The following is a 22,246-nucleotide window of genomic DNA, read 5'->3' as shown; positions in this document are numbered from 1 at the left end:
GGCGTCAGAAGGCTCAGCGCTGCGGTGCGTCCGCGCCGAACAGGGTGACCTCCATCAGCCGGATCACCCTGGGCGGCGGGCAGATCGACGCGTGACCGCCGAACTCCCGCCCCAGATCCACCACCAGACCGAATCCGGCCTGCACCAGGATGCGCGCCTCGCTCTCGGACAGTTCCGGGCGCACCGCCACCAGCAGCCGCACCCACTCGGCCACGATGAGCCGCTGCACATTGCGCAGCATCGTGCGCTCCTCGGCCGAGACATGGCCGAACTCGGCGTAGTACACGAAGGTCAGCTCGCGCTCGGCGAACGATCCCGCGACATACAGATCCACCAGTTTGCGCAGCGCCTCGGCCGGAGTCGACGAGGTCGCCACCGCCGGGCCGATCGCCCCGGACACCCGGTCCGCCGCCCGGCGGAACGCGGCGGCCAGCAGGTCGCCCTTGCTGCGGTAGTACCGGTACACCGCCGAGGCCGCCGACAGATCGGCCGCCGCCGCGATGTCCTCCACGCTCACATTGGGATAGCCGCGCTGGTGGAACAGCTCCACCGCCTTCTTCAACAGCAGCTCGTGCTTGAAACTGCGCGGGATCTCCACCGCCCGCGGGGGCTCCGCCGCGGTGCCCTCCGGCGGCAGCTCGGTGTCGAGGATGGCGTCGCAGGCCGAATGCAGCAGGGCCGTCAGCGATTTCGCGGGCAGGGTGGCGTGGTGGTCGCCGATGCTGGAGATGACGCTGAGCATCGACACCGCCCGCACCGCGCGGTCGTGCCCGTCGAGTTCGGGCCGCACGTCCGCGATGAGCGCGCGCAACGTGGTCAGTGCCACGATGAACTGCTCCTCCAGGATCTGCCGATCGGTGTCGTCGAGATAGCGGCGCTCCCAGCGCACCAGGGTGACGGTGGCGCGATTGGCGATGGTCTCGGCGATCATCCGATCCAGCACCCGGTTCAGCCGGGCGCGCGGGGACAGGCCCTCGGACTCGTCGGGCAGCGTCGCCGCCTCGGCGGTGAGCCGCGACAGGCGGAGCAATTCCTCCCGGAACAGCGCGTACTTGCTCGGATAGTGCCGGTACAGGGCGGCCGAGGAGATACCGAGCCGGGTGGCGATGTCCTCCATGCTCACGCCGTGGTAGCCGAGTGATCCGAAGGCGGCGGCCGAAGTGGCGGCGATCTGCGCGCGCCGATTCTTCGGGCGGCGGCGGATCACGCGCTGCGGCTGCTCCTCGACGGTCATATCGCAATGGTAATCACCAGGCCTTTCGGCCGACGTCCCGCCGCCGATCTCGGTAGTCTGCCGGGATGCGCACGGTTGACGTCGAACGCACCATCGCCGCCCCGCCCGCGGATGTCTTCGACTGGCTCACCGATGTCGCGAATTATCAACGGGTTCCGTTCGTCCGCCGCGTCACGCTGGTCCGTCCCGGTAATACCGCGGGCAACGGCGTGGGAGCGGTGCGGCTGGTGGTGACCCCGCTCATGCGGCTCACCCAGGAGATCACCGAATACGATCCGCCCCGGCTGATGCGGTATCGCGGGCTGAAATCCGTTCCGCGCCTGCGGCATCAAGAGGGTTGGATCAGCTGCGAGCCGGTCGAGGGCGGCACGCTGGTGCGCTGGTCGACGACCTTCGAGGTCGCCGCGCCCGTGCTCGCGTCGCTGTGGACCTTCCTGTCGGCCCCGGTGGTGAGCCTCAGCTTCGACATGGTGCTGCGGACCGCCGCGCGCGAACTGCGCGGTGCGTGAACGCGGCGCCCCGCGCGCCGTTACCATCTGGGGCCATGGCCGAGATCAAGGTGGAGCGTCTGGGCTCCGTGGCGCTGGTGACGGTGCACGACCCCGACAAGCGGAATGCGTTGACGCTGGATCTATCCGCCGATCTCGCGGACGCGGTGGCGGACGCCGAGGCCGATACATCGGTGCACGCCCTGGTGGTCACCGGCACGCCCCCCGCCTTCTGCGCGGGCGCCAACCTGACCGCGCTGGGCGAGGCGAAGGAAGAGGGCCTGCGGGCCATCTACGAAGGCTTCCTGGCGGTGGCGCGCTGCACACTGCCGACCATCGCCGCCGTCGGCGGGCAGGCCGTGGGGGCGGGCCTGAACCTGGCCCTGGCCGCGGACCTGCGCTTCGCGAATCCCAACGCCCGCTTCGACGCTCGCTTCCTGCGCCTGGGCATCCACCCCGGCGGCGGCATGACCTGGATGCTGCAGCGCGCGGTGGGCCCGCAGCAGGCGACGGCCATGACGCTGTTCGGTGAGGTGCTCGACGCGCACGACGCGGCGGCGGCCGGACTGGTGCACCGGGTCGTCGACGGCGACCACGCCGCCCTGGTCGCCGCCGCCGTCGAATACGCCTCCGCGACAGCGGAAGTCCCGCGCGAGCTGCTCATCACCACCAAGCGCACCATGCGCGCCACCCGTGCCCTGCCCACCCACGCCGAAGCGGTCAGCACCGAGGTGGTCCCGCAGCTCGCCTCGCTGGAGTCGCCGGAGTTCGCCGCCCGCCTCGCTGCCGCTCAGAACCGGATCAGCGGCGCATCGAAGAACTGAAAACTGTTGGCGGCGAAACCGGAAGGCCCGCACCGGGCGATAAGCTGGGCACATACGGTTCGCTTGCCGAAGGCCTTGCCGGCCTGGCGCTCCGCCTGAGCAGGTTGGCAGCCAACCACTACGCGGTTTGGATGCTGTTGCACAAGACAGAATCCGCAGGCATTCCAACCTGCGGATCCATATGAGTGGACCTGACGGACCAGCATACGAACCGTGCGGTGCTGGTCGAGGGCCGGACATCGCGATCCGCGCGGTCGGTGCCCGCCGCGCCACGACGGGCGGGCACCGATGAGCCAACGACCGTTTCGCCCTCACCCATGATCGTCGACGATCATGCGGCATCGTTCTTCTCGAACCGCGCGACAAACCGCAGTTCCAGCGCGTGAGCCAACCGTTCCAACATGCCGATAGTGGGTGTGCCGCCACCGGATTCCAACCGGGACACCTCGGGCTGACGCAGCCCGGCCCGCTGCGCCAGTTGCGTCTGCGAAAGCCCGAGTTCGAGGCGTCGCTCACGGATGGCATTGGCGAATTCGATCGCCAGCCGTGCTTCCTGACGCCCGGCGTCGTACTCGTCGGAATCGAACTCCGGTCGGTCGACCCTCGAGTTTCGTAGCTCGTTCATCGATGTGTGCTCAGCCATCTCCGTCTACCTTTCGATCGAAGCTGTTTCGGGCATGCTCATGCTCGCTTTCGCGCATCTTCCGCAGCGCCTTTGCCCGGTCCACCTCCGCAGTCTCCCGCATCCGGGTCTTCCGGAAGACCGTCAACAGCACAACCCTGCGGTCCGGTGCCAACCAGTAGGTAATGCGCATCTCTCTGGGATGCAGGTGAAATCGGAGTTCCCGTACCCCGTCGCCAAGGTTGCGGGACCACGGTTCACCCAACGTCTCAGCATTCTCGGCGAGCATCCCGACGTAGGTGTCGACACGACCGAAGTCGCGGTCCGATAGTGACCGCAACCATTCGGCCACTTCGGGTTCGACCTCGACGGCAAGGAAGCGGTGCGCCGCGAGGGCGAGGCGTTGGGCGCAGCATTCGCGCATGACCGCACATGCGACGAAGCCGCAAGAGTTGACCTGCGGCTTCGTTGTTTGTGGAGTTAAGGGGACTCGAACCGCTACGTCAGGGTCATGTTTCGAGTGCTCAGCTCAGGGCGGCGAGGGCCATGCGGCGCAGGATTGGGCGGGCCTTGGTGGCGCTGGCTGGGGCGCTGTGGGGGGTTGAGTTGATCAGGCCGAAGGTTGCGTGGGCCTGGACGCGGGCGGCCTGCTCGGGTAGGTCGGGGCGCAGTTCGCGCAGCACCGCCACCCACACCTCGACGTACTGTCGCTGGGTACGTCGCACTTGGCGGCGGGCGGACTCCGGCAGGTTCTCCAGGTCCCGGTCCTGGATGCGGATGAGTTCGGGCTCGCCGAGGGCGAAGTCGAGGTGGAAATCCACGAGGCCGTCGAGCGCCTCGCGCGCTGAACGCGCGGCCTGCGCCACGGCGCGGCCGCCGTCCAGCAGCCGCTGACTGATCCCGACCAGCAGCTCGACCAGCAGCGCCTCCTTGTTGGGGAAGTGCCGGTACACCGCGGGCCCGCTGATCCCGGCTGCCGCGCCCAGATCGTCGAGCCGCATGCCGAGGAAGCCGCGGTCCGCGATCAGCCGCGCACCCGCCTCCAGCAGCTGTTCCCGACGCTGCGCCTTGAGCTGCTCGCGCCGGGTCAGCCCCACGGGTTCCGTCGCACTGTTCACCGTGGCTCCTTTCGCCGGTGCTGGACAACTCAGTTAATGAAGATTATCTTATTTTCCAGTTATTGGTGACTAACCGAATGGGCCGGATCGGCCGATCGGGGAGGCGGAGCGAATGACGCTGACCGAACAGACGCGGACCGGGAACCGGGCCGCGCACCTGGCGTTGGTCGACGAGTTGCGGGAGCGGCTGGCCGTGAGCTCGCTGGGCGGGCCGGAGAAGTCGCGGGAACGGCACCTGGCGCGCGGCAAGCTGCTGCCGCGCCAGCGCGTGGACCAGCTGCTCGACACCGGCAGCCCGTTCCTGGAGTTGTCGCCGCTGGCGGCCAACGGCATGTACGACGACGAGTGCCCGGGCGCGGGCATGATCGGCGGCATCGGCCGGGTCTCCGGGCGCGAGTGCGTGATCCTCGCCAACGACGCGACGGTCAAGGGCGGCACCTACTACCCGATGTCGGTCAAGAAGCACCTGCGCGCCCAGGAAGTCGCCCTCCAGAACAATCTGCCGTGCGTCTACCTGGTCGACTCCGGCGGTGCGTACCTGCCGCGGCAGGACGAGGTGTTCCCCGACCGTGAGCACTTCGGCCGCATCTTCTTCAACCAGGCCACTATGAGCGCCAAGGGGATCGCGCAGATCTCCGCGGTCATGGGCTCGTGCACCGCGGGCGGCGCGTACGTCCCCGCCATGAGCGACGAGACCGTCATCGTGCGCAATCAGGGCACCATCTTCCTGGGCGGCCCGCCGCTGGTGAAGGCGGCCACCGGCGAGGTCGTCACCGCCGAGGAGCTGGGCGGCGGCGACCTGCACTCGCGCACCTCCGGCGTCACCGACCACCTGGCCGAGAGCGATCAGGACGCGCTGCGGATCGTGCGCAATATCGTGGCCACGCTGGGCCCGAAGACGCCGACGCCGTGGGATGTCGCGCCAACCGTGGACCCGATCGCGCCGCAGGACGAGCTGTACGACGTGGTGCCGGTGGACCTGCGCACCCCCTACGACGTGCGCGAGGTCATCACCCGCATGATCGACGGCGGCGCGTTCCAGGAATTCAAGGCCGAATACGGCAAGACCCTGGTCACCGGCTTCGCCCGGATCCACGGCCACCCGGTCGGCATCGTCGCCAACAACGGCGTGCTGTTCGCCGAATCCGCCATGAAGGGCGCGCATTTCATCGAACTGTGCGACAAGCGCAAGATCCCGCTGCTGTTCCTGCAGAACATCACCGGCTTCATGGTCGGGCGCGACTACGAGGCGGGCGGCATCGCCAAGCACGGCGCGAAGATGGTGACCGCGGTGGCGTGCGCCCGGGTGCCGAAGCTGACCGTCGTGATCGGCGGCTCCTACGGCGCGGGCAACTACTCCATGTGCGGGCGCGCGTATTCGCCGCGCTTCCTGTGGATGTGGCCCAACGCCCGCATCTCGGTCATGGGCGGCGAGCAGGCGGCCTCGGTGCTGGCGACCGTGCGCGGCGACCAGTCGGAAGCGGACCTGGAGAAGTTCAAGGCCCCGATCCGCGAGCAGTACGAGGCCCAGGGCAATCCGTATTACTCCACCGCCCGCCTCTGGGACGATGGCGTCATCGACCCGGCCGACACCAGAACCGTTGTCGGCCTGGCCCTCTCGGCCTGCGCGCAGGCCCCGCTCGAGCCCGTCTCCTACGGCGTCTTCCGGATGTGATGACCTTGATGAACAAAGCTCAGCCCGTAGTGTTCGATACCGTCCTCGTCGCCAATCGCGGCGAGATCGCGGTCCGGGTCATTCGCACCCTGCGCGACATGGGAATCCGATCGGTCGCCGTCTACAGCGACGCCGACGCCGATGCCCGCCACGTGCGCGAGGCCGACACCGCGGTGCGCCTCGGCCCGGCGGCCGCCCGCGAGTCCTACCTGAACATCGACAAGGTGGTCGCCGCCGCCGTGCGTTCCGGCGCGCAGGCCGTGCACCCGGGATACGGCTTCCTGTCGGAGAACTCGGCCTTCGCGGCCGCGCTCGACGCCGCGGGCATCGCCTTCCTGGGCCCGTCCGCCCGCGCCATCGAGATCATGGGCGACAAGATCACCGCCAAGAACGCGGTCGCCGAATACGGCGTGCCCGTGGTGCCCGGCATCGCCAAGCCCGGCCTCACCGACGCCGAATTGATCGACGCCGCGACCGAGATCGGCTATCCGGTACTGGTCAAGCCGTCCGCCGGTGGCGGCGGCAAGGGCATGCGCCGCGTCGACGACCCGGCCGATCTGCCCGCCGCCCTGGTCAGCGCCCGTCGCGAGGCCGGCGCCGCCTTCGGCGACGACACCCTGTTCCTGGAACGCTTCGTCACCAAGCCCCGCCACATCGAGGTGCAGATCCTGGCCGACCAGTTCGGTCACGTGCTGCACCTGGGCGAACGCGAATGCAGCCTGCAGCGCCGCCACCAGAAGGTGATCGAGGAAGCGCCCTCGCCGCTGCTGGACGCGCAGACCCGGGCGCGTATCGGCGCGGCCGCCTGCAACACCGCGCGCAGTGTCGACTACGTCGGCGCGGGCACGGTCGAGTTCATCGTCTCCGCGGACACGCCGGACGAGTTCTTCTTCATGGAAATGAATACCCGGCTCCAGGTGGAACATCCGGTCACCGAGCTGGTCACCGGAGTCGACCTGGTGGAATGCCAGGTGCGGATCGCGGCCGGGCAGAAGCTGGCCGCCGCGCAGGAGGACGTGCGCCTGACCGGGCACGCCATCGAGGCGCGCGTGTACGCCGAGGATCCGGGCCGCGACTTCCTGCCCACCGGCGGCACCGTGCTCGCCCTGTCCGAGCCGGAAGGCCCGGGGGTGCGGGTGGATTCGGGCCTGCGCGCCGGCACCGTGGTCGGCTCGGACTACGACCCGATGCTGTCGAAGGTCATCGCCCACGCCGCTGATCGTGGCGCGGCCATCGCCACACTCGATGCGGCCCTGCGGGACACCCAGATCCTCGGCGTGCGCACCAACACCGATTTCGCGCGCTTCCTGCTCGCCGATCCGGAGGTCCTCGCCGGACAGCTCGACACCGGCCTGCTCGATCGCCGCGCCGCCGACTTCGTCCCCGCCGCCGTCACCGACGAGCAGTTCATCGCGGCCGCCGCGCGGCTGTGGCTGCGGCACTGGCCGGACGGTCCGGTGGATCCGTGGCAACTGCCCACCGGCTGGCGGGTCGGCGCGCATGCGCCCTTCGGCATCCGCCTGATCGGCGGCGACCGCACCGCGCACGTGTTCTTCTCCGGCACCCCGGACCGGGCCACCACCTGGATCGAGGACGGCGAGCGGCGCACCCTCACCGTCGATTCCGACGGGGACACGCTCACCCTCGCCATCGACGGTCTGCGCGGCCGCTACCGGGTCGCCACCGCGCCCGGGCACCTCTGGGTCGCCGACCGCTCCGGCACCGCCCTGCTGCGCGAGGTCGCCGAGGCCGATGTCCGCGGCGGCGACGCCCACGTCGGCGACGCCGAGATCCAGAGCCCCATGCCGGGCTCGGTCATCGCCACCCCCGCCGCCGACGGCGATGTCGTCGCGGCGGGCGCCCCCATCGTGGTCGTAGAGGCCATGAAGATGGAGCACACCCTCACCGCCCCCATCGCCGGCCGCGTCGAAATGCTGGTCGAGCCGGGCGCGCAGGTGAAACTCGAACAGCCGCTGGCTCGCATCATCGCCGAGGAGAACACCCAGTCATGACCGATTTCCTGTCCACCGGAACGCTTCCGGACGAGTACCGCGAACTCGCCCTCACCGTCCGCGACTTCGCCAACCAGGTGGTTGCCCCGGTCGCCGCCAAGCACGACGCCGAGCACAGCTTCCCGTACGAGGTCGTCTCCGGCATGGCCGACATGGGCCTGTTCGGCCTGCCCTTCCCCGAGGAGTTCGGCGGCATGGGCGGCGACTACTTCGCGCTCTGCCTGGCGCTGGAGGAGCTCGGCAAGGTCGACCAGAGCGTCGCCATCACCCTGGAGGCCGGTGTCTCGCTGGGCGCCATGCCGATCTACCGCTTCGGCAACGACAAGCAGAAGGCGGAGTGGCTGCCGCTGCTGGCCAGCGGGCGCGCACTGGGCGCCTTCGGCCTGACCGAGCCCGGCGCGGGCAGCGACGCGGGCGGCACCCGCACCACCGCGGTGCTCGACGGCGACAGCTGGATCATCAACGGCTCCAAGCAGTTCATCACCAACTCGGGCACCGACATCACCCGGCTGGTGACGGTCACCGCGGTCACCGGGGGAGTGGACGGCAAGAAGGAGATCTCCACGATCATCGTTCCCGCCGACACCCCGGGCTTCACCGCCGAACCCGCCTACAACAAGGTCGGCTGGAACGCCTCCGACACCCACCCGCTCAGCTTCGTCGACGTCCGGGTGCCCGCCGAGAACCTGCTCGGCGAGCGCGGCCGCGGCTACGCCAACTTCCTGCGCATCCTCGACGAGGGCCGGATCGCCATCGCCGCGCTGTCGGTCGGCGCGGCCCAGGGCTGCGTGGACGAGAGCGTCCGCTACGCCAAGGAGCGCGAGGCCTTCGGCCGCCCGATCGGCAGCAACCAGGCCATCGCCTTCAAGATCGCCCGCATGGAGGCGCGCGCCCACATGGCCCGCACCGCCTACTACGACGCGGCCGCGCTCATGCTGTCCGGCAAGCCGTTCAAGAAGCAGGCCGCCATCGCCAAGCTGGTCGCCAGCGAGGCCGCCATGGACAATGCCCGCGACGCCACGCAGATCTTCGGCGGCTACGGGTTCATGAACGAATATGCTGTGGCCCGGCACTATCGCGACAGCAAGATCCTGGAAATCGGTGAGGGCACCACGGAGGTGCAGTTGATGCTGATCGGTCGGGAGCTCGGCCTGTGAGCGAGCGCAGCGAGCGTCCATCGGAGACAGTCGAGGTGAAGCGGGTCGTCCAGCGCGGCTTGTGGTTCGACGAGTTCGAGATCGGTGTCGTCTATGAGCACCGGCCGGGTCGAACCATTACCGAGGCCGACAATGTGCTGTTCACGACGCTGACCATGAACACCCAGGCCCTGCACCTGGACGCGGCGTTCTCCGATGCGCTGCCGCCGTTCCATCAGCGCCTGGTGAACTCCATGTTCACGCTGTCCACGCTGGTGGGCCTGTCGGTCGCGCAGCTGACCCAGGGCACCATCGTGGCCAACCTCGGCTTCTCCGACATCGCCTTTCCCAAGCCGCTCTTCCACGGGGACACGCTGTACGCGGAGACCGTGGTGACCGATCTGCGGGAATCCAAGAGCCGTCCGGGCGAGGGCATCGTGACCTTCGCGCACACGGGACGCAATCAGCACGGTGACATCGTGGCCACCGCCGTCCGCAAGACCCTCGTCAGACGGAATCCAATGTCCAGCACACCGGGAGAACCCGCATGAGTTGGGAAATGCCCGGTCCCGCTTGGCTTTTCTGCCCGGCGGACCGGCCCGAGCGGTACGGCAAGGCCCTGGCCGCCGCCGACGTCGTCATCATCGACCTCGAGGACGGCGTCGCCGAGGCCGACAAGGCGTCCGCTCGTGAGGCGCTGATCGCCAACCCGCTGGACCCGCAGCGCACCGTCGTCCGGGTCAACGCCGCGGGCACCCTCGAGCACATGCTCGATCTGGACGCTCTGGTGCGCACCGAATACCGCCGCATCATGCTGCCCAAATGCGAATCGGCCGAGCAGATCACGCGGCTCGTCGACTACGAGGTGATCGCGCTCATCGAATCCCCGCTGGGCGCGCTCGCCGTCGGGCGGGCGGTCATGGTGCGCAATGCCATCGGCGTCATGTGGGGCGCGGAGGACCTGGTCGCCGCGCTCGGCGGCAATTCCAGCCGGCACGCGCACGGCGGCTATCGCGATGTGGCCCGGCACGTGCGGTCGCAGTCGCTGCTGGCGGCCAAGGCGTACGGCAAGTTCGCGCTGGACTCGGTGTACCTCGACATTCCGGATCTGACCGGGCTGGCCGCCGAGTCCGCGGACGCGGTGGCCATCGGCTTCGACGCCAAGGTGGCCATCCACCCCAGTCAGCTGCCGGTCATCCGGACCGCCTACGCGCCCGCCGCCACGGAGGTCGACTGGGCGCAAAGGCTTTTGGTGGAAGCACCCAACCATCGGGGTGTCTTCACCTTCGAAGGGCGCATGGTGGATATGCCGGTCATCCGGCACGCCGAGCGCATCGTGCAGCGGGCCGACGCGGCCGGCAGCGCGGGATACGCGTCGTAGGAGGTATGGCGGTGGAACCACAGTGGGTGCCGAGCGACGACGATCTCGCCGAGGCCCAGGTGACCAGCTTCGCGCTGTTCGTCGAGAAGCGCACGGGACGGTCCTTCCCGGATTATCAGGCGTTGTGGCAGTGGTCGATCGACGACCTGGAAGGGTTCTGGGGCGCGCTCTGGGACTACTTCGACCTCGGCGAACGGGCCGGCGATGTGCTCGGCTCCGTGGAGATGCCGGGCGCGCGGTGGTTCCCGGGGGCGCGGTTGAACTATGTCGAGCAGGTGCTGCGGCAGGTCCGTGACGACCGGCCCGCGATCCTGTCGGTCGACGAGACCGGTGAGATCACCGAGATCTCCTGGGCCGCGCTGGTCGCCACCGCCGCCGCATTCGCGCGCACCCTGCGCGCACTGGGCGTCGGCCCAGGCGACCGGGTCGCCGGATACCTGCCGAACATCGCCGAAGCCGTCATCGCGTTCCTGGCCACGGCCGCCATCGGAGCCATCTGGAGCGCTTGCGGCCAGGACTATTCCGCGCAGGCCGCCCTCGACCGGCTCGGCCAGCTCGAGCCGAAGGTACTGGTCACGGCCGACGGGTACCGCTTCGGCGGCAAGGTGCACGACAAGACCGCCGATATCGCGGCGCTGCGCGCGGGCCTGCCCTCGCTGGCCGGGACCGTCGTGGTGTCGCGCATCGGCGCGGCCGTGCCGGACGCGATCGCCTGGGAGAACGTCGATCCGGGTGACGCGGAGGTCGACCTCGACATCGAAGCCGTGGACTTCGCGCACCCGCTGTGGGTGCTGTACTCCTCGGGCACCACCGGCAAGCCCAAGGGCATCGTGCACGGACACGGCGGCGTGCTGCTGGAGCATCTGAAAGCCGTTGCCCTGCAATCCGATATCGGGCCCGAGGACACGTTCTTCTGGTACACCAGCCCCAGCTGGATGATGTGGAACTTCCAGGTCGCCGGACTGCTGGTCGGCGCCACCATCGTCTGCTACGACGGCAGCCCGGCCGCGCCCACCCCGGACGCGCTGTGGCGGCTGGCCGCCCGCACCCGTGCCACCGTCCTCGGCACCAGCCCCGGCTATGTGCTGGCCTGCGCGAAGGCCGGATCGGTGCCGCGCGTCGACCACGACCTGTCCGCGCTGCGGCTGGTCGGCATCACCGGCTCGTCGCTACCGCCGTCGTCCTCACTGTGGCTGCGCGACAATGTCGGCGAGCGGGTGCCGGTGGCCTCGATCAGCGGCGGCACCGACGTGGTGTCGGCGTTCATCGGCGGCGTCCGCACCGTGCCGGTGTGGCCGGGCGAACTGTCGGCCCCGTATCTCGGCGTGGCTTTGGACGCCTGGGACGAACAGGGCAATCCGGTTCGGGACGAGGTCGGTGAGCTGGTCATCACCAAGCCGATGCCGTCCATGCCGGTGTCGTTCTGGAACGACGCCGACGGCTCCCGCTACCGCGACGCGTACTTCGAGATGTTCCCCGGCGTCTGGCGGCACGGTGACTGGATCACCATCACCGGCCACGGCAGCATCGTCGTGCACGGGCGCTCGGATTCCACCCTGAACCGGCAGGGCATCCGCATGGGCAGCGCCGACATCTACCAGGCGGTGGAACGCATTCCGGAGATCGCCGAAGCGCTGGTCATCGGTGCGGAACAACCGGACGGCGGCTATTGGATGCCATTGTTCGTGGTGCTCGCCCCCGGCGTCGAATTGACCGACGAATTGCGCGGCCGGATCAATGCGACCATTCGCGCGGAGGTGTCCCCGCGGCATGTCCCCGACGAAATCATCGCCGCCCCCGGCATTCCGCACACCCGCACCGGCAAGAAGCTGGAAGTGCCGATCAAGAAGCTCTTCCAGGGCGCGGAAGCCGCCACCGTGGTGGCCCCCACCGCCGTCGACGTGCCCGAGCTCCTCGATTGGTACGCCGCCCAGAAGCCGCGCGGATAACCGGAAGCCCGCGGGATGCGCGGCGCTTCTCAGTGTGCACCGGGCAGGCGTCGCCGCCCGGTGCACACCTCCGACGCCAAATCCTCGTAGCCGACGGCCAATTCGGCCAGATGTTCCCAGGCCACGGTGAGATCCCGGCCGGATTCGCGCGCCAAGGCGGCGTAGGCGGCGGCGGTGAGCCTGGCCAGCCGGTCGATGACCGCGCCGAGCGTCTCGGTGTGCACGCGGGCCGCGCCGTGCGACGGCGGCAATTGCGCTGTCACCCAGCAGTCGATCTCGTGCACCAAATTCGAACGGCGCGTATCGAGTTCGGTGAGCTGCTCCGGCCGGGCACTGAGCAGGCGCTCGTGAAGTCCGGTCAGATCGTGCGCGGCGCGCAATAGTGGATGTCCGGGAAAACCTGTCCCACGGCAAGCCTGAAGGACTTGGTTCTTGGATGGCAGTGTGTCCCTCATCGCTACTGCTCCTAATACCGCTACCTGCGAATTCCAAGCACAGTAGTCAGCGCAGATGACAGGGACGTGTCTGCCGGTTCAACAGCCCACTGCCATTCCGCTAGGGGAACCTCGCCATAACCGGAGATCAATCGGTGAGCCTGTCCTATGTGGAACGATCAGTCTCGAATCCGACGGGTCGTGAAAACTGTGGATGAATCGGAAATCCGTTCAGCCGAGCAGGGATACAGCCGTCCGCGCGGCATCACGCAGGCGCGCAGCGGAATCCGGTGTTCGCTCGAGAACTCGGACACCCTGGAGGAAGACCAGGAGGAATCGGGCAAGTGAACGCGGATCCGAATCCGCGGCCAGTTCCCCCTGCGCGCGAGCCCGCAGCAACGCCGAAGTCAGCGTCGTTTCCAGGTGCGCCCAGCTCGACTCCACCAGCCGCGCCACCGCCTCGTCGGTGCGAGCCCGTTCGACCGCGCTGTTCACCACCATGCAACCCAGATATGAATCGGGACTGGAGGCTTCACGCACGAACCGCTCGACCAGACCGCGCACCGCGGGCAGTACCGGACCCGGCTGCGACAGCTCCGCCATGATGGCCGGATCGGTGGTCTCGAGGTAGCGCCGCAGGGCCTTCAGATAGAGGTCGCGCTTACCGCCGAAGGTGCCGTAGATGCTCGCCTTGGCAATCCCAAGATGCTCAACCAGATCCGCCATCGACGTCGCCTCGTAGCCCTGCTCCCAGAACAATTCGAGCGCGCGGTGCAAGGCGGTGCCGGGGTCGAACTCCTTGGTCCTCGCCATGACGAGCACCCTACGTCTTTCGGGACCGTCCGGTCCGCTAACGCTGCCGTGACACGAGGTCGAAAAAGGTCTGGATATCGGCCGTGTGCGCCCGGGGCACGTCCATGGCGAGGAAATGGTTACCGGTATTGCCCTCGGGCCAGTACGCGATGGTGTTGTCCCGTTCCGCGAGGCGGCGCATGAGCGGCGACCCGCCGGAATACACGCCGATCGGGACCAATTTCTGGCCCGCCGGCCAAGTGAATCCGTCGTCGCCGAGGCCGTTGTACATGGGCCACGACGAGGTGGCGGCGGTGTTGGTGAACCAGAAAACGCTCGCGTTGGCCAGCAGCTGGTCGCGGTCCACCGCCTCCTCGAGGTGTTCCGCCAGTGGCGAGAACTCGGTGAACTTGTGCACCAGCCAGCCCAGCAGCCCGACCGGCGAATCGGTCCACCCGTGCGCGAAGGTCTGCGGCGCCTGCCGCAACAGCACGTGGTGGTTCACCCCGGACTGCCACTTCTGCATGAGATCCCATTCGGCGCGCTCCTCGGCCGTCATGGTGGGCACATCCGCCGCGGTCGGCATCCCGATACCGCCGTCGATGTGCACGCCGATCAGATGATCCGGGTCGGCGATCGCCATCTCCTGCGCCACGTACGCGCCCAGATCCCCGCCCTGCGCGCCGTACCGGTGGTAACCGAGCCGCGCCATCAGCTCCACCCACATGCGGGCGACCTGGCGCGGCTTCATCCCCGGCTCACGCGGCCCCTCGGAGAACCCGAACCCGGGTACCGACGGAATCACCACGTGGAACGCCTGCGCCGATTCCATGCCGTGCGCCCGGGGATTCGTCAGCAGCGGAATGGTTTTCGTGAACTCCACGAAGCTGTTCGGCCACCCGTGCGTGAGGATCAGCGGCACGGCCTCCGGATCCTCGGAACGCACATGCAGGAAATGCACATCCAGCCCATCGATCTCGGTCCGGAACTGCGGAAACTCATTGAGTGCCGCTTCCTGTGCACGCCAATCGAATTCGGTGCGCCAGTACTCGGCCAGCTCGCGCAGATAATCCACCGGCACACCACGCTCCCGGCCCGGCCCCGGTAGCTGCCCGCTCCACCGGGCCCGGGCCAGGCGGTCGTGGAGGTCGTCGAGCTCGGACTGCGGTACGGCGATGCGGAACGGACGGATATCGGCGCTGGTCATCGTGGCTCCCCTTGGTCTTCGGTCAGCGGTTCGATGACCAGGCTACGAAGCATGTAGGACTATTCTTGTCCTATTTGGAGCGCAGGATGGGATTCATGAGCGATACGTCGGCCCGGCTGCTCCGTTTGCTGTCCCTGCTGCAGACCCCGCGCGAATGGCCCGGCAGCGAACTGGCGGACCGCCTGGGCGTCACCGACCGCACGGTGCGCCGCGATATCGACCGGCTCCGCGACCTCGGCTACCCGGTCGAGGCCACCATGGGGGCGACCGGCGGCTATCGCCTGGTGGCCGGTGCCGCCATGCCGCCGCTGCTCCTCGACGACGACGAGGCCGTGGCCGTCGCCGTCGGCCTGCGTGGCGCCGCGGGATCCGCCATCGCCGGAATCGAGGAGGCCTCGGTCCGTGCGCTCGCCAAACTCGAACAGGTCCTGCCCGCCAAGCTGCGTCGCCGAGTGCGGGTGCTGGGTGTCGCCACCATCGCCCCGGGCGCGGGAGCGAATATCGTGGACCCGGAACTACTCACCGCACTGGCGGCGGCGATCTCCAACACCGAACGCGTCCGTTTCGGGTACGAGGCGGCGAATGGCGCCGAGACCCGTCGCCATGTCGAACCGGTCGGCCTCGTGCCGTACAGGCACCGCTGGTACCTGGTCGGGTTCGACCTCGACCGCGGCGATTGGCGGAGTTTTCGAGCCGACCGGGTCGGTCGAGTGCTCGCCACCGGGGCTCGGTTCTTGCCCCGGGAGCTTCCCGCGGCAGACCCCGCCGCCTACATCATCGGCGATCGAACCGACTGGGGGACATCGTCCTTGCACTTCCAGGTAGATATCGCCGCTCCGGCCTCGGCCGTGATCGGTCGGCTGGGGGAGGGGCCGGGCGATATCGTCGAACGGGGGCCGGAGGCTTGTGCGCTGGACATGCGGCGCGATGATCTGCCGGAGTGGGTGGCGCATCGCTTGCTGCAGTTGGGGGTCGAGATCACGGTGCACGGTCCGGCCGAGCTGGTGGAAGAGATGCGGAAGATTCGTGACCGTGCGGCGCGTGCGGTCGACGGCAAGAGCTGAAGAGCGCACGACGCCGGACCGAAAGCTGGATACCGGACGCAGTCGTGGCGACCCCGTCCGGTATCCCTGGGCAATTCAGGCGGCAATCGCCGATTTCTGCTGTGTAAGAACGCCATCCACCATCTGGTAGACGCTGTCCATCTGATCCAGATGCGAAAGATCGTGCGTGACGAGCAGAGTGGCCGCACCGTGCTCGCGCACGATCCCGACGATCAGATCGATGATCGCGGCCCCACGTTCCTGATCCAGCGCACTGGTCGGTTCGTCGATCACCAGCAACGACGGATCATTCATCAGCGCCCGCGCGATATTGACCCGCTGCCGCTGCCCACCGGAAAGCTGAGCCGGCCGCTTGTTCTCGTGGCCGCTCAACCCCACCGCGTGCAGCAGATCCCGCGCCCGCGCGCGAACTTCACGCCGCTTGCCGGGCGAAACGAACCAACTCTGCCCCAGGTGCACCATGGCCTCGAGCTGCTCGATCGTGGTCAGCGCGGGAATCAGATTGGACTGCTGGAACACGATCCCGATCGAATTCCGCCGCATCGTCGCCGCATCCCGACGGCTCAGCTCCGCGAGATTCACGGTCCCGGAGGCGGTGTCGAGTTCTACGCGCCCCGATTCCGGGCGCAGCAGCGTCGACACCGTGGCCAGCAGCGTGGACTTGCCGGATCCCGACGGCCCGGTGATGGCGGCGATCTCGCCGCCGCCCACGCGCAGGTTCACGCGGTCGAGCGCGGTGATGCGCTCCGCGCCGTCCGGGAAGGTGAGGGTGAGGTCGGAGACGGTCAGTGTGTTGGTCATCGCGATGCTCCTGGGAGGCAAAGGGATTGTGGTCATCAGCGGGCCTGGTTGAGCGCGGTCAGCGGATCGGTGGTGACGAGGAAGCGCAGCGCGAACGCGGCGCCGAGCAGGCCGAGCGCGATCAGGGCGGCCGCCGGGAACAGCGTGGTGCTCGCGCTGAGGATGAACGGCACCGCGCCGCCCATGAACAGTCCGGCCACGACGGTGATTCCCACACCCACGCCGACGCCGAGCAGCAGCACGATCAGGGCCTGGCTCAGGGCATCCCGGATCAGCGATCCGGTGGTCGCGCCCAAGGCCTTCAGGGTCGCGATATCGGGCTGCCGCTGCACGGTCCACACCGTGAAGAACGCGCCGATCACGAGCGCCGAGATGGCGAACAGCATGACGGTCATCAGCGTCAGCGAGCCGTTCTCGGCCTGGTAGGAGGCCATGGCCGACAGCGAGTCCTTGCTGCTCGTCGTGGTGGTGTGGGCGCTTGCGTCGAGGGCCTTCTGCTCACTCACCCCCGAGACCGCGAGGATGGTGGCCGCGCCCGAATGCGGGTTCAGCGCCTGCCAGTCCGACAGGGTCATCCACACCACCGGGGTGTGCGCGTACCAGTCGTCGTCGGTCACGCCCGCCACGCTGTAGCGCGCCGAGCCCAGCTCGACCGTGTCACCGGTCTTCGCGTCGAGGTTCTTCGCGGCCGCCTTGGACAGGATCACCGTGCCCGGCTCGGTAGCTGTGCGCTTGCCGAAGGGGGTGCCCTGGACGCCGAACAGCGCTACCTGGGTCGGGGACGCGCCGTTGACGGTGGCGCGGGTGCGGCTGATGCCGATCGGGTCGACGGTGCCGCCCGCGCGCTCCCAGGTCTGCACCTGTTCGGTGCTCAGCGTGGAGGCGTCGAAGGAGGGGGAGGAGCCGGTGTCGGAGAAGACGACGGTGTCGGTCTTCAGCGATTCGATGGCGGAGATGTTCTGGTGCGCCAGACCGGCCGTGAGACCGCTGAGAAAGCTGACCAGCAGCGCGACCAGCGTGACCACCAGGGTTATCAGGAGGAAGCGGCCGCGGGCCGCCCGCAGATCTCTGAATGCGACGAACATACTTACACCCTCGTCGGGAAAGCCCGTCCCGCCATCGCGCCGCCGAACGAATCCCGGTCCGCCAACGGCACGGCGGCGTTTCCTACTTTCGATGGATGCCGGGGTAATTGCCCGGCATAAGCTGGTCGCGTGCACCGGTCCCCCCTGACTCCCGTCTTCTCCGCACTGCAGCTCGGGCTGCACGTGCTGGTCGTGGCGTTGACCGTGGTGGTGGCGGTGCAGGAGGTCGTCTCCGGGGCCCATCAGGTGCTGGTGGTCGTGCTGGCCGGGGTCTTCCTCGGCGTCTACTTCACCGGGGGCCGGTTCCGCCGGAACCTGGTGGGAGCGCGGATCTGGCTCGCCGCGCTGACACTGCTCTGGCTGGCCCTGGTGCTCGTCGCCCCGCTGGCCGTCTACCTGGTCTTCGGTCTCTTCTTCCTCTATCTGCATCTGCTGCCGCGCTATTGGGGCGTGGTGGCGGTGATCGCGGCGACCGTGGTCGCCGTCGTCGGGTTCGCCGCGCACCGCGGGTGGACGGTCGCCGGTGTGATCGGCCCGCTGCTGGGCGCGCTGGTCGCGGTCGCCATCGGGCTCGGCTACGAAGCCCTGTTCCGGGAGGCCGCGGAACGGCAGCGGCTCATCGACGAATTGCTCGCCACCCGAGAGACTCTCGCCGAACAGGAACGCACCGCGGGCAAGATGGCCGAACGCGAGCGGCTCGCGCAGGAGATCCACGACACCGTCGCGCAGGGGCTCAGCAGTATTCAACTGCTGCTGCACGCCGTCGAGCGGGCCGCCCCCGATCATCCGGCGCTGGAACGGATTCGGCTGGCCCGGGAGACCGCCGCCGACAGTCTCGTCGAAACCCGCCATCTCATCGCCGAACTCACGCCGGCCGCGCTGGAGGGTCAGTCCCTCGCGGGCGCGCTCAACCGGATCGCGGAGCGGGCCGCCGCGCCCGGACTGGACGCGCAGGTTCTCGTCGAGGGCGATCCGCAGGCGCTGCCCATGCCGATCGAGGCCGCGCTGGTCCGCATCGCGCAGGGCGCGGTGTCGAATGTGGTGCGGCACGCGCAGGCTCAGCGGATGCGGGTCACCCTCACCTACGGCGATGACGCCGTGCACCTCGACGTGGTCGATGACGGGGTGGGCATCGATCCGGCCGTACTGGCCGAATCCCCGTCGGGCAGCTTCGGTTTGAACGCCATGCGCAATCGCGTGGAGCAGCAGGGCGGCACCATGGATGTCGAATCCGAACCCGGCCACACCGCGGTCACCGTCTACTTCCCCCTGGAGGACCAATGATCCGCATCCTCCTCGCCGACGATCACGCCATCGTCCGCGCGGGCCTGCGCGCCCTCCTCGACTCCAGCGTCGCCGAAACCGATTCCGACGACATCGAAGTCGTGGGGGAGGTCGCCACCGCCGAGGATTCGGTGGCCTTCTGCTCCACCACCCAGGTCGACCTGGTCCTGATGGACCTCCGCTTCGGCCCCGGCAAGTCCGGCGCCGACGCCACCGCCGCCCTGCGCGGCCTCGCGAACCCGCCGAACGTCCTGGTGGTCACCAACTATGACACCGACGCCGACATTCTCGGCGCCATCGAGGCGGGCGCGGTCGGCTACATCCTCAAGGACACCCCACCCGCCGAACTCCTCGCGGCCGTGCGCTCCGCCGCCGAAGGCGAGAGCGTCCTCTCCCCGTCGGTCGCCTCCCGCCTCATGACGCGGGTCCGCAAACCCGACACCACCCTGAGCCCCCGCGAGATCGAAGTCCTGCGCCTGGTCGCCGACGGCCATTCCAACCGCGAGATCGGCAAACGCCTCTTCCTCTCCGAGACCACCGTCAAATCCCACCTGGTCCACATCTATTCGAAGCTCGGCGTGAAATCCCGAACCTCCGCCGTGGCCAGGGCTCGAGAGCGCGGAGCCATCTGAGGTCGTACCGTGTCGCCCATGGCCTCACTGTCCGATCAGCGCGTCCGCGATTTCCTCACCGAAGGCACCCGCACCGGCAAGCTGGCCTTCGTGGCCGCCGACGGCCGACCCCTGGTCGCCCCGATCTGGTTCATCGTCGAGGATGACCACATCGTCTTCAATACCGGCAAGGACACGGCCAAGGGTCGGTCCATCCTGCGCGACGGCCGCGTCACCCTCTGCGTGGATGTGGCCGCACCCCCGTACTCCTTCGTCCAGGTGCAGGGCGTGGCCGAGGTCTCGGAGGATCGGGACGAGCTGATCCGCACGGCCACCGATATCGCCGCCCGGTATATGGGCGCGGACCGGGCCGAGGAGTTCGGGAAGCGGAACGGCGTCCCCGGGGAGCTCGTCGTCCGGCTCTTCCCGACGAAGGTCCTCACCGACTTCCAGGTCAGCGGCTGATCACCGATTTCGGAACCATGAGTTCCGTTGTATGTTAAATTCGGAACCGTGAGTTCCGTATCCGAGGGTCCGCGGCCGGGCCGGCCGCTGTCGGCCGAGACCGATCTGGCCGTTCGCGAGGCGACCGTCGCCCTGCTCGCCGAGGTGGGTTACGCCGGACTGCGCGTGCAGGACGTGGCGACGCGGGCCGGGGTGGGCAAGGCGGCGCTGTATCGACGCTGGCCGTCCAAAGCCGCACTCGCACTGCATCATCTGATCGGGGACCTGCGGCCGCGCGAGTACCGCGATACCGGCAGTCTGCGCGGTGATCTGCACGAGGTCGCGGCCGACTTCGTCGAGCGCATGGGCAATCCGCGGGTGCGGGCGGTGCTGCCCGAGCTCATGGCGGATCTGATGCGCGACGGAGCCCTGCAGACCGTGTTCGAGGACGTCTGCCTGCTGCCCGAGCGTGAGCTCATCCGGGCGGTCGCCGAGCGGGCGGTCGAACGCGGGGATCTGTCCGGGGTGCCCGACTTGGATTGGGCGCACGCGCAATTCGCGGGACCGGTCTTCCTCTGGCTCACCATGCTCGGTGGGCAGGGGGATCGGGCGCTGATCGACCGGGTCGCGGATTCCGTTGCCGCGAGCTGGATGTACGACAAGGAGAAGGACCAATGAACACCTGGCTGTGGATCGGGCAGATCGTGCTCGCGGCGTCGTTCGTGCTCGGGGGCGTCGCGAAGGCGGCGATCGAGAAGGACAAACTGCGCGGCGGGATGCCGTGGGTGGACGACCTGTCGCGGAACGCGGTGCGGGGGATCGGGATCGTGGAGATCCTGGGCGGCCTGGGGGTGGTGCTGCCGTGGGCCACCGGGATCGCGAAGGTGCTGACGCCGGTCGCCGCGGTGGGGCTGGCCCTGGTGATGGTCGGCGGGTTCGTGACCCACGTGCGGCGCGGGGAGTACGGGCGGTCGCTGTCGAACGTGGTGCTGTTCGTGGTGGCGGTGCTGGTGGCGGTCGGACGGTTCGCCTGAGCGGGTGTGCGAGACTCGCCCGATGACAGTGCACTTCATCGGGGCCGGGCCCGGGGCGGCGGATCTGCTGACCGTGCGTGCGGTCGAACTGCTGCGCCGGTCCCCGGTGTGCCTGTACGCGGGGACGTATCTGGACCCGGAAGTGCTGGCGTACTGCGCGCCCGACGCCGAGCTGATCGATACGCAGAAGCTGGATCTGGACGAGATCGTGGCGCACTGCGCGCGGGCGCACGCCGAGGGCAAGGATGTCGCGCGGCTGTGCTCGGGCGACCCCTCCATCTATTCGGCCCTCACCGAACAGAAGCGACGCCTCGATGTGCTGGGGATACCCTGGGACGTGACGCCCGGGGTGCCCGCGTACGCGGCCGCCGCGGCCTTGCTCGGGGCGGAACTGACTGTGCCCGAACAGGTGCAGTCGGTGGTGTTGACTCGGACACACGCGCGCTCGACGGCTATGCCCGATTCGGAGGCGCTGGCCAACTTCGCCCGCACCCGGGCCACGCTGGTGCTGCACCTGGCCATCACCCGGATCCGCACCCTGGCGCAGGAGCTGACCGCCGACTACGGCAGTGCCTGCCCCGTGGCCGTGGTCTACCGCGCGACCCAGCCCGAGCAGCGAATTCTCCGGGGCACCCTGACCGATATCGCGGATCGAGTGGAGGCGGCCGGATTGCGGCAGGCGGCGGTCATCCTGGTGGGTCCGGCGCTGGCCGAAAGTATCGATTGTGCCCAGTCCCACTTGTACGACCCTGGTCGCGATAGGTCGCATATCACAGGGTGAAACAGCGAAAAGGGACGATAGCCGACGGCTATGACCCTTTCTGTTTGTGGCTTGCGCGCTGACGGTAGATTGGACCGAGTGTCCGTCACCAAGATTGCGTCTTCGACCCGGCAATGGCCGGCGGGTGTGGTCGCGCCCATGTAACAAGATCGGCCAGCTGGGGGGATACCTCCCAGGGAGTCTCAATACGGTGAAGTAAGCCCCGAACGCCGGACGCCACGCTCACAGCAGCGGTGGCGTCCCGTTCGGGTTTTTCGGCGGGGAACGCTG

Annotated in this window: 24 protein-coding genes; 15 read left to right on the top strand and 9 right to left on the bottom strand. The window is 68.6% G+C overall.

All coding sequences use genetic code 11. From position 1 onward, the window contains the following. Nucleotides 1-13 precede the first annotated feature (13 nt). A complete protein-coding gene (locus ABZ412_RS16950; protein ID WP_357281701.1) occupies nt 14-1,234 on the bottom strand; it encodes a TetR family transcriptional regulator in 1,221 nt (406 codons plus the stop codon). A 65-nt stretch (nt 1,235-1,299) separates the two neighbouring features. Here ABZ412_RS16950 and ABZ412_RS16945 point away from each other — a divergent pair, with 65 nt between their 5' ends. Together ABZ412_RS16945 and ABZ412_RS16940 are read left to right on the top strand one after the other, a co-directional pair. Beyond that, entirely contained in the window at nt 1,300-1,743 is a 444-nt protein-coding gene (locus ABZ412_RS16945; protein ID WP_357281699.1) for an SRPBCC family protein, read from the top strand. A gap of 35 nt (nt 1,744-1,778) precedes the next feature. After that, nucleotides 1,779-2,546, top strand: coding sequence for an enoyl-CoA hydratase (locus ABZ412_RS16940; protein ID WP_357281698.1), 768 nt, complete (start codon nt 1,779-1,781; stop codon nt 2,544-2,546). Between the two features lie 331 nt (nt 2,547-2,877). Here ABZ412_RS16940 and ABZ412_RS16935 read toward each other — a convergent pair whose 3' ends face one another. From ABZ412_RS16935 to ABZ412_RS16925, 3 genes are all read right to left on the bottom strand, one after another. Next, nucleotides 2,878-3,189: a helix-turn-helix transcriptional regulator gene (locus ABZ412_RS16935; RefSeq protein ID WP_357281696.1), complete on the bottom strand. Its 312-nt coding sequence runs from the start codon at nt 3,187-3,189 to the stop codon at nt 2,878-2,880. Further along, a complete protein-coding gene (locus tag ABZ412_RS16930; protein ID WP_357281695.1) occupies nt 3,182-3,592 on the bottom strand; it encodes a type II toxin-antitoxin system RelE/ParE family toxin in 411 nt (136 codons plus the stop codon). Before ABZ412_RS16930 ends, ABZ412_RS16935 begins: the two co-directional genes overlap by 8 nt. Nucleotides 3,593-3,692: 100 nt before the next feature. Next, complete coding sequence (locus ABZ412_RS16925; protein WP_357281693.1) at nt 3,693-4,286, bottom strand: TetR/AcrR family transcriptional regulator; 594 nt, start codon at nt 4,284-4,286, stop codon at nt 3,693-3,695. A 112-nt stretch (nt 4,287-4,398) separates the two neighbouring features. Here ABZ412_RS16925 and ABZ412_RS16920 point away from each other — a divergent pair, with 112 nt between their 5' ends. From ABZ412_RS16920 to ABZ412_RS16895, 6 genes are read left to right on the top strand one after another with little or no spacing between them, the layout of a single operon-like run. Next, a complete protein-coding gene (locus ABZ412_RS16920; protein ID WP_357281691.1) occupies nt 4,399-5,961 on the top strand; it encodes a carboxyl transferase domain-containing protein in 1,563 nt (520 codons plus the stop codon). Nucleotides 5,962-5,969: 8 nt separating this feature from the next. Next, nucleotides 5,970-7,973: an acetyl/propionyl/methylcrotonyl-CoA carboxylase subunit alpha gene (locus ABZ412_RS16915; protein ID WP_357281689.1), complete on the top strand. Its 2,004-nt coding sequence runs from the start codon at nt 5,970-5,972 to the stop codon at nt 7,971-7,973. Continuing rightward, the gene (locus ABZ412_RS16910; RefSeq protein WP_357281687.1) at nt 7,970-9,130 is read left to right on the top strand and encodes an acyl-CoA dehydrogenase family protein; all 1,161 of its coding nucleotides are present in this window, start codon (nt 7,970-7,972) and stop codon (nt 9,128-9,130) included. Before ABZ412_RS16915 ends, ABZ412_RS16910 begins: the two co-directional genes overlap by 4 nt. Next, nucleotides 9,127-9,660 (top strand): MaoC family dehydratase, encoded by a 534-nt coding sequence (locus ABZ412_RS16905; RefSeq protein ID WP_357281686.1) that lies wholly within the window; start codon nt 9,127-9,129, stop codon nt 9,658-9,660. The genes ABZ412_RS16910 and ABZ412_RS16905 overlap by 4 nt, the downstream gene beginning before the upstream one ends. After that, entirely contained in the window at nt 9,657-10,490 is an 834-nt protein-coding gene (locus tag ABZ412_RS16900) for a CoA ester lyase (protein ID WP_357281684.1), read from the top strand. The genes ABZ412_RS16905 and ABZ412_RS16900 overlap by 4 nt, the downstream gene beginning before the upstream one ends. A gap of 5 nt (nt 10,491-10,495) precedes the next feature. Beyond that, entirely contained in the window at nt 10,496-12,439 is a 1,944-nt protein-coding gene (locus ABZ412_RS16895) for an acetoacetate--CoA ligase (RefSeq protein WP_357281682.1), read from the top strand. Nucleotides 12,440-12,468: 29 nt separating this feature from the next. Here ABZ412_RS16895 and ABZ412_RS16890 read toward each other — a convergent pair whose 3' ends face one another. From ABZ412_RS16890 to ABZ412_RS16880, 3 genes are all read right to left on the bottom strand, one after another. Further along, the gene (locus ABZ412_RS16890) at nt 12,469-12,819 is read right to left on the bottom strand and encodes a DUF4254 domain-containing protein (RefSeq protein ID WP_357281680.1); all 351 of its coding nucleotides are present in this window, start codon (nt 12,817-12,819) and stop codon (nt 12,469-12,471) included. Nucleotides 12,820-13,104: 285 nt separating this feature from the next. Then, nucleotides 13,105-13,686: a TetR family transcriptional regulator gene (locus tag ABZ412_RS16885; RefSeq protein WP_357281678.1), complete on the bottom strand. Its 582-nt coding sequence runs from the start codon at nt 13,684-13,686 to the stop codon at nt 13,105-13,107. A 37-nt stretch (nt 13,687-13,723) separates the two neighbouring features. Further along, nucleotides 13,724-14,872 (bottom strand): epoxide hydrolase, encoded by a 1,149-nt coding sequence (locus tag ABZ412_RS16880; protein ID WP_357281677.1) that lies wholly within the window; start codon nt 14,870-14,872, stop codon nt 13,724-13,726. A gap of 95 nt (nt 14,873-14,967) precedes the next feature. On the opposite strand from ABZ412_RS16880, the gene ABZ412_RS16875 reads away from it, so the two are divergent. After that, nucleotides 14,968-15,936, top strand: a complete 969-nt coding sequence (locus ABZ412_RS16875) for a YafY family protein (protein WP_357281675.1) — start codon at nt 14,968-14,970, stop codon at nt 15,934-15,936. Between the two features lie 75 nt (nt 15,937-16,011). On the opposite strand, the gene ABZ412_RS16870 is transcribed toward ABZ412_RS16875, so the two are convergent. Together ABZ412_RS16870 and ABZ412_RS16865 are read right to left on the bottom strand one after the other, a co-directional pair. Beyond that, complete coding sequence (locus tag ABZ412_RS16870) at nt 16,012-16,737, bottom strand: ABC transporter ATP-binding protein (RefSeq protein WP_357281674.1); 726 nt, start codon at nt 16,735-16,737, stop codon at nt 16,012-16,014. 35 nt (nt 16,738-16,772) lie between these two features. Next, nucleotides 16,773-17,822: an ABC transporter permease gene (locus ABZ412_RS16865; protein WP_357281673.1), complete on the bottom strand. Its 1,050-nt coding sequence runs from the start codon at nt 17,820-17,822 to the stop codon at nt 16,773-16,775. A 129-nt stretch (nt 17,823-17,951) separates the two neighbouring features. On the opposite strand from ABZ412_RS16865, the gene ABZ412_RS16860 reads away from it, so the two are divergent. From ABZ412_RS16860 to cobM, 6 genes are read left to right on the top strand one after another with little or no spacing between them, the layout of a single operon-like run. Continuing rightward, nucleotides 17,952-19,106, top strand: coding sequence for a sensor histidine kinase (locus ABZ412_RS16860; protein WP_357281671.1), 1,155 nt, complete (start codon nt 17,952-17,954; stop codon nt 19,104-19,106). After that, nucleotides 19,103-19,738: a response regulator transcription factor gene (locus ABZ412_RS16855; protein ID WP_357281670.1), complete on the top strand. Its 636-nt coding sequence runs from the start codon at nt 19,103-19,105 to the stop codon at nt 19,736-19,738. The genes ABZ412_RS16860 and ABZ412_RS16855 overlap by 4 nt, the downstream gene beginning before the upstream one ends. Nucleotides 19,739-19,756: 18 nt before the next feature. Then, nucleotides 19,757-20,182 (top strand): PPOX class F420-dependent oxidoreductase, encoded by a 426-nt coding sequence (locus ABZ412_RS16850; RefSeq protein ID WP_357281668.1) that lies wholly within the window; start codon nt 19,757-19,759, stop codon nt 20,180-20,182. Nucleotides 20,183-20,230: 48 nt separating this feature from the next. Beyond that, nucleotides 20,231-20,839: a TetR/AcrR family transcriptional regulator gene (locus ABZ412_RS16845; RefSeq protein ID WP_357281667.1), complete on the top strand. Its 609-nt coding sequence runs from the start codon at nt 20,231-20,233 to the stop codon at nt 20,837-20,839. Continuing rightward, a complete protein-coding gene (locus ABZ412_RS16840; RefSeq protein ID WP_357281666.1) occupies nt 20,836-21,195 on the top strand; it encodes a DoxX family protein in 360 nt (119 codons plus the stop codon). The genes ABZ412_RS16845 and ABZ412_RS16840 overlap by 4 nt, the downstream gene beginning before the upstream one ends. 22 nt (nt 21,196-21,217) lie before the next feature. Next, nucleotides 21,218-21,976, top strand: a complete 759-nt coding sequence (cobM, locus tag ABZ412_RS16835) for a precorrin-4 C(11)-methyltransferase (protein WP_357281664.1) — start codon at nt 21,218-21,220, stop codon at nt 21,974-21,976. Nucleotides 21,977-22,246 lie beyond the last annotated feature (270 nt).

The sequence above is a fragment of the Nocardia sp. NPDC005746 genome (assembly GCF_040630785.1).
Lineage (GTDB): Bacteria > Actinomycetota > Actinomycetes > Mycobacteriales > Mycobacteriaceae > Nocardia.
This window is presented reverse-complemented; position numbering and strand designations above follow the sequence as displayed.

Coding starts and splice junctions, on each gene's coding strand:
- ABZ412_RS16920 (WP_357281691.1), top strand. CDS start 4,399: ATGACGCTGACCGAACAGACGCGGACCGGGAACCGGGCCGCGCACCTG.
- ABZ412_RS16880 (WP_357281677.1), bottom strand. CDS start 14,872: ATGACCAGCGCCGATATCCGTCCGTTCCGCATCGCCGTACCGCAGTCC.
- ABZ412_RS16900 (WP_357281684.1), top strand. CDS start 9,657: ATGAGTTGGGAAATGCCCGGTCCCGCTTGGCTTTTCTGCCCGGCGGAC.
- ABZ412_RS16940 (WP_357281698.1), top strand. CDS start 1,779: ATGGCCGAGATCAAGGTGGAGCGTCTGGGCTCCGTGGCGCTGGTGACG.
- ABZ412_RS16885 (WP_357281678.1), bottom strand. CDS start 13,686: ATGGCGAGGACCAAGGAGTTCGACCCCGGCACCGCCTTGCACCGCGCG.
- ABZ412_RS16945 (WP_357281699.1), top strand. CDS start 1,300: ATGCGCACGGTTGACGTCGAACGCACCATCGCCGCCCCGCCCGCGGAT.
- ABZ412_RS16895 (WP_357281682.1), top strand. CDS start 10,496: ATGGCGGTGGAACCACAGTGGGTGCCGAGCGACGACGATCTCGCCGAG.
- ABZ412_RS16850 (WP_357281668.1), top strand. CDS start 19,757: ATGGCCTCACTGTCCGATCAGCGCGTCCGCGATTTCCTCACCGAAGGC.
- ABZ412_RS16950 (WP_357281701.1), bottom strand. CDS start 1,234: ATGACCGTCGAGGAGCAGCCGCAGCGCGTGATCCGCCGCCGCCCGAAG.
- ABZ412_RS16865 (WP_357281673.1), bottom strand. CDS start 17,822: ATGTTCGTCGCATTCAGAGATCTGCGGGCGGCCCGCGGCCGCTTCCTC.
- ABZ412_RS16870 (WP_357281674.1), bottom strand. CDS start 16,737: ATGACCAACACACTGACCGTCTCCGACCTCACCCTCACCTTCCCGGAC.
- ABZ412_RS16875 (WP_357281675.1), top strand. CDS start 14,968: ATGAGCGATACGTCGGCCCGGCTGCTCCGTTTGCTGTCCCTGCTGCAG.
- ABZ412_RS16840 (WP_357281666.1), top strand. CDS start 20,836: ATGAACACCTGGCTGTGGATCGGGCAGATCGTGCTCGCGGCGTCGTTC.
- ABZ412_RS16915 (WP_357281689.1), top strand. CDS start 5,970: ATGAACAAAGCTCAGCCCGTAGTGTTCGATACCGTCCTCGTCGCCAAT.
- ABZ412_RS16910 (WP_357281687.1), top strand. CDS start 7,970: ATGACCGATTTCCTGTCCACCGGAACGCTTCCGGACGAGTACCGCGAA.
- cobM (WP_357281664.1), top strand. CDS start 21,218: ATGACAGTGCACTTCATCGGGGCCGGGCCCGGGGCGGCGGATCTGCTG.
- ABZ412_RS16855 (WP_357281670.1), top strand. CDS start 19,103: ATGATCCGCATCCTCCTCGCCGACGATCACGCCATCGTCCGCGCGGGC.
- ABZ412_RS16930 (WP_357281695.1), bottom strand. CDS start 3,592: ATGCGCGAATGCTGCGCCCAACGCCTCGCCCTCGCGGCGCACCGCTTC.
- ABZ412_RS16935 (WP_357281696.1), bottom strand. CDS start 3,189: ATGGCTGAGCACACATCGATGAACGAGCTACGAAACTCGAGGGTCGAC.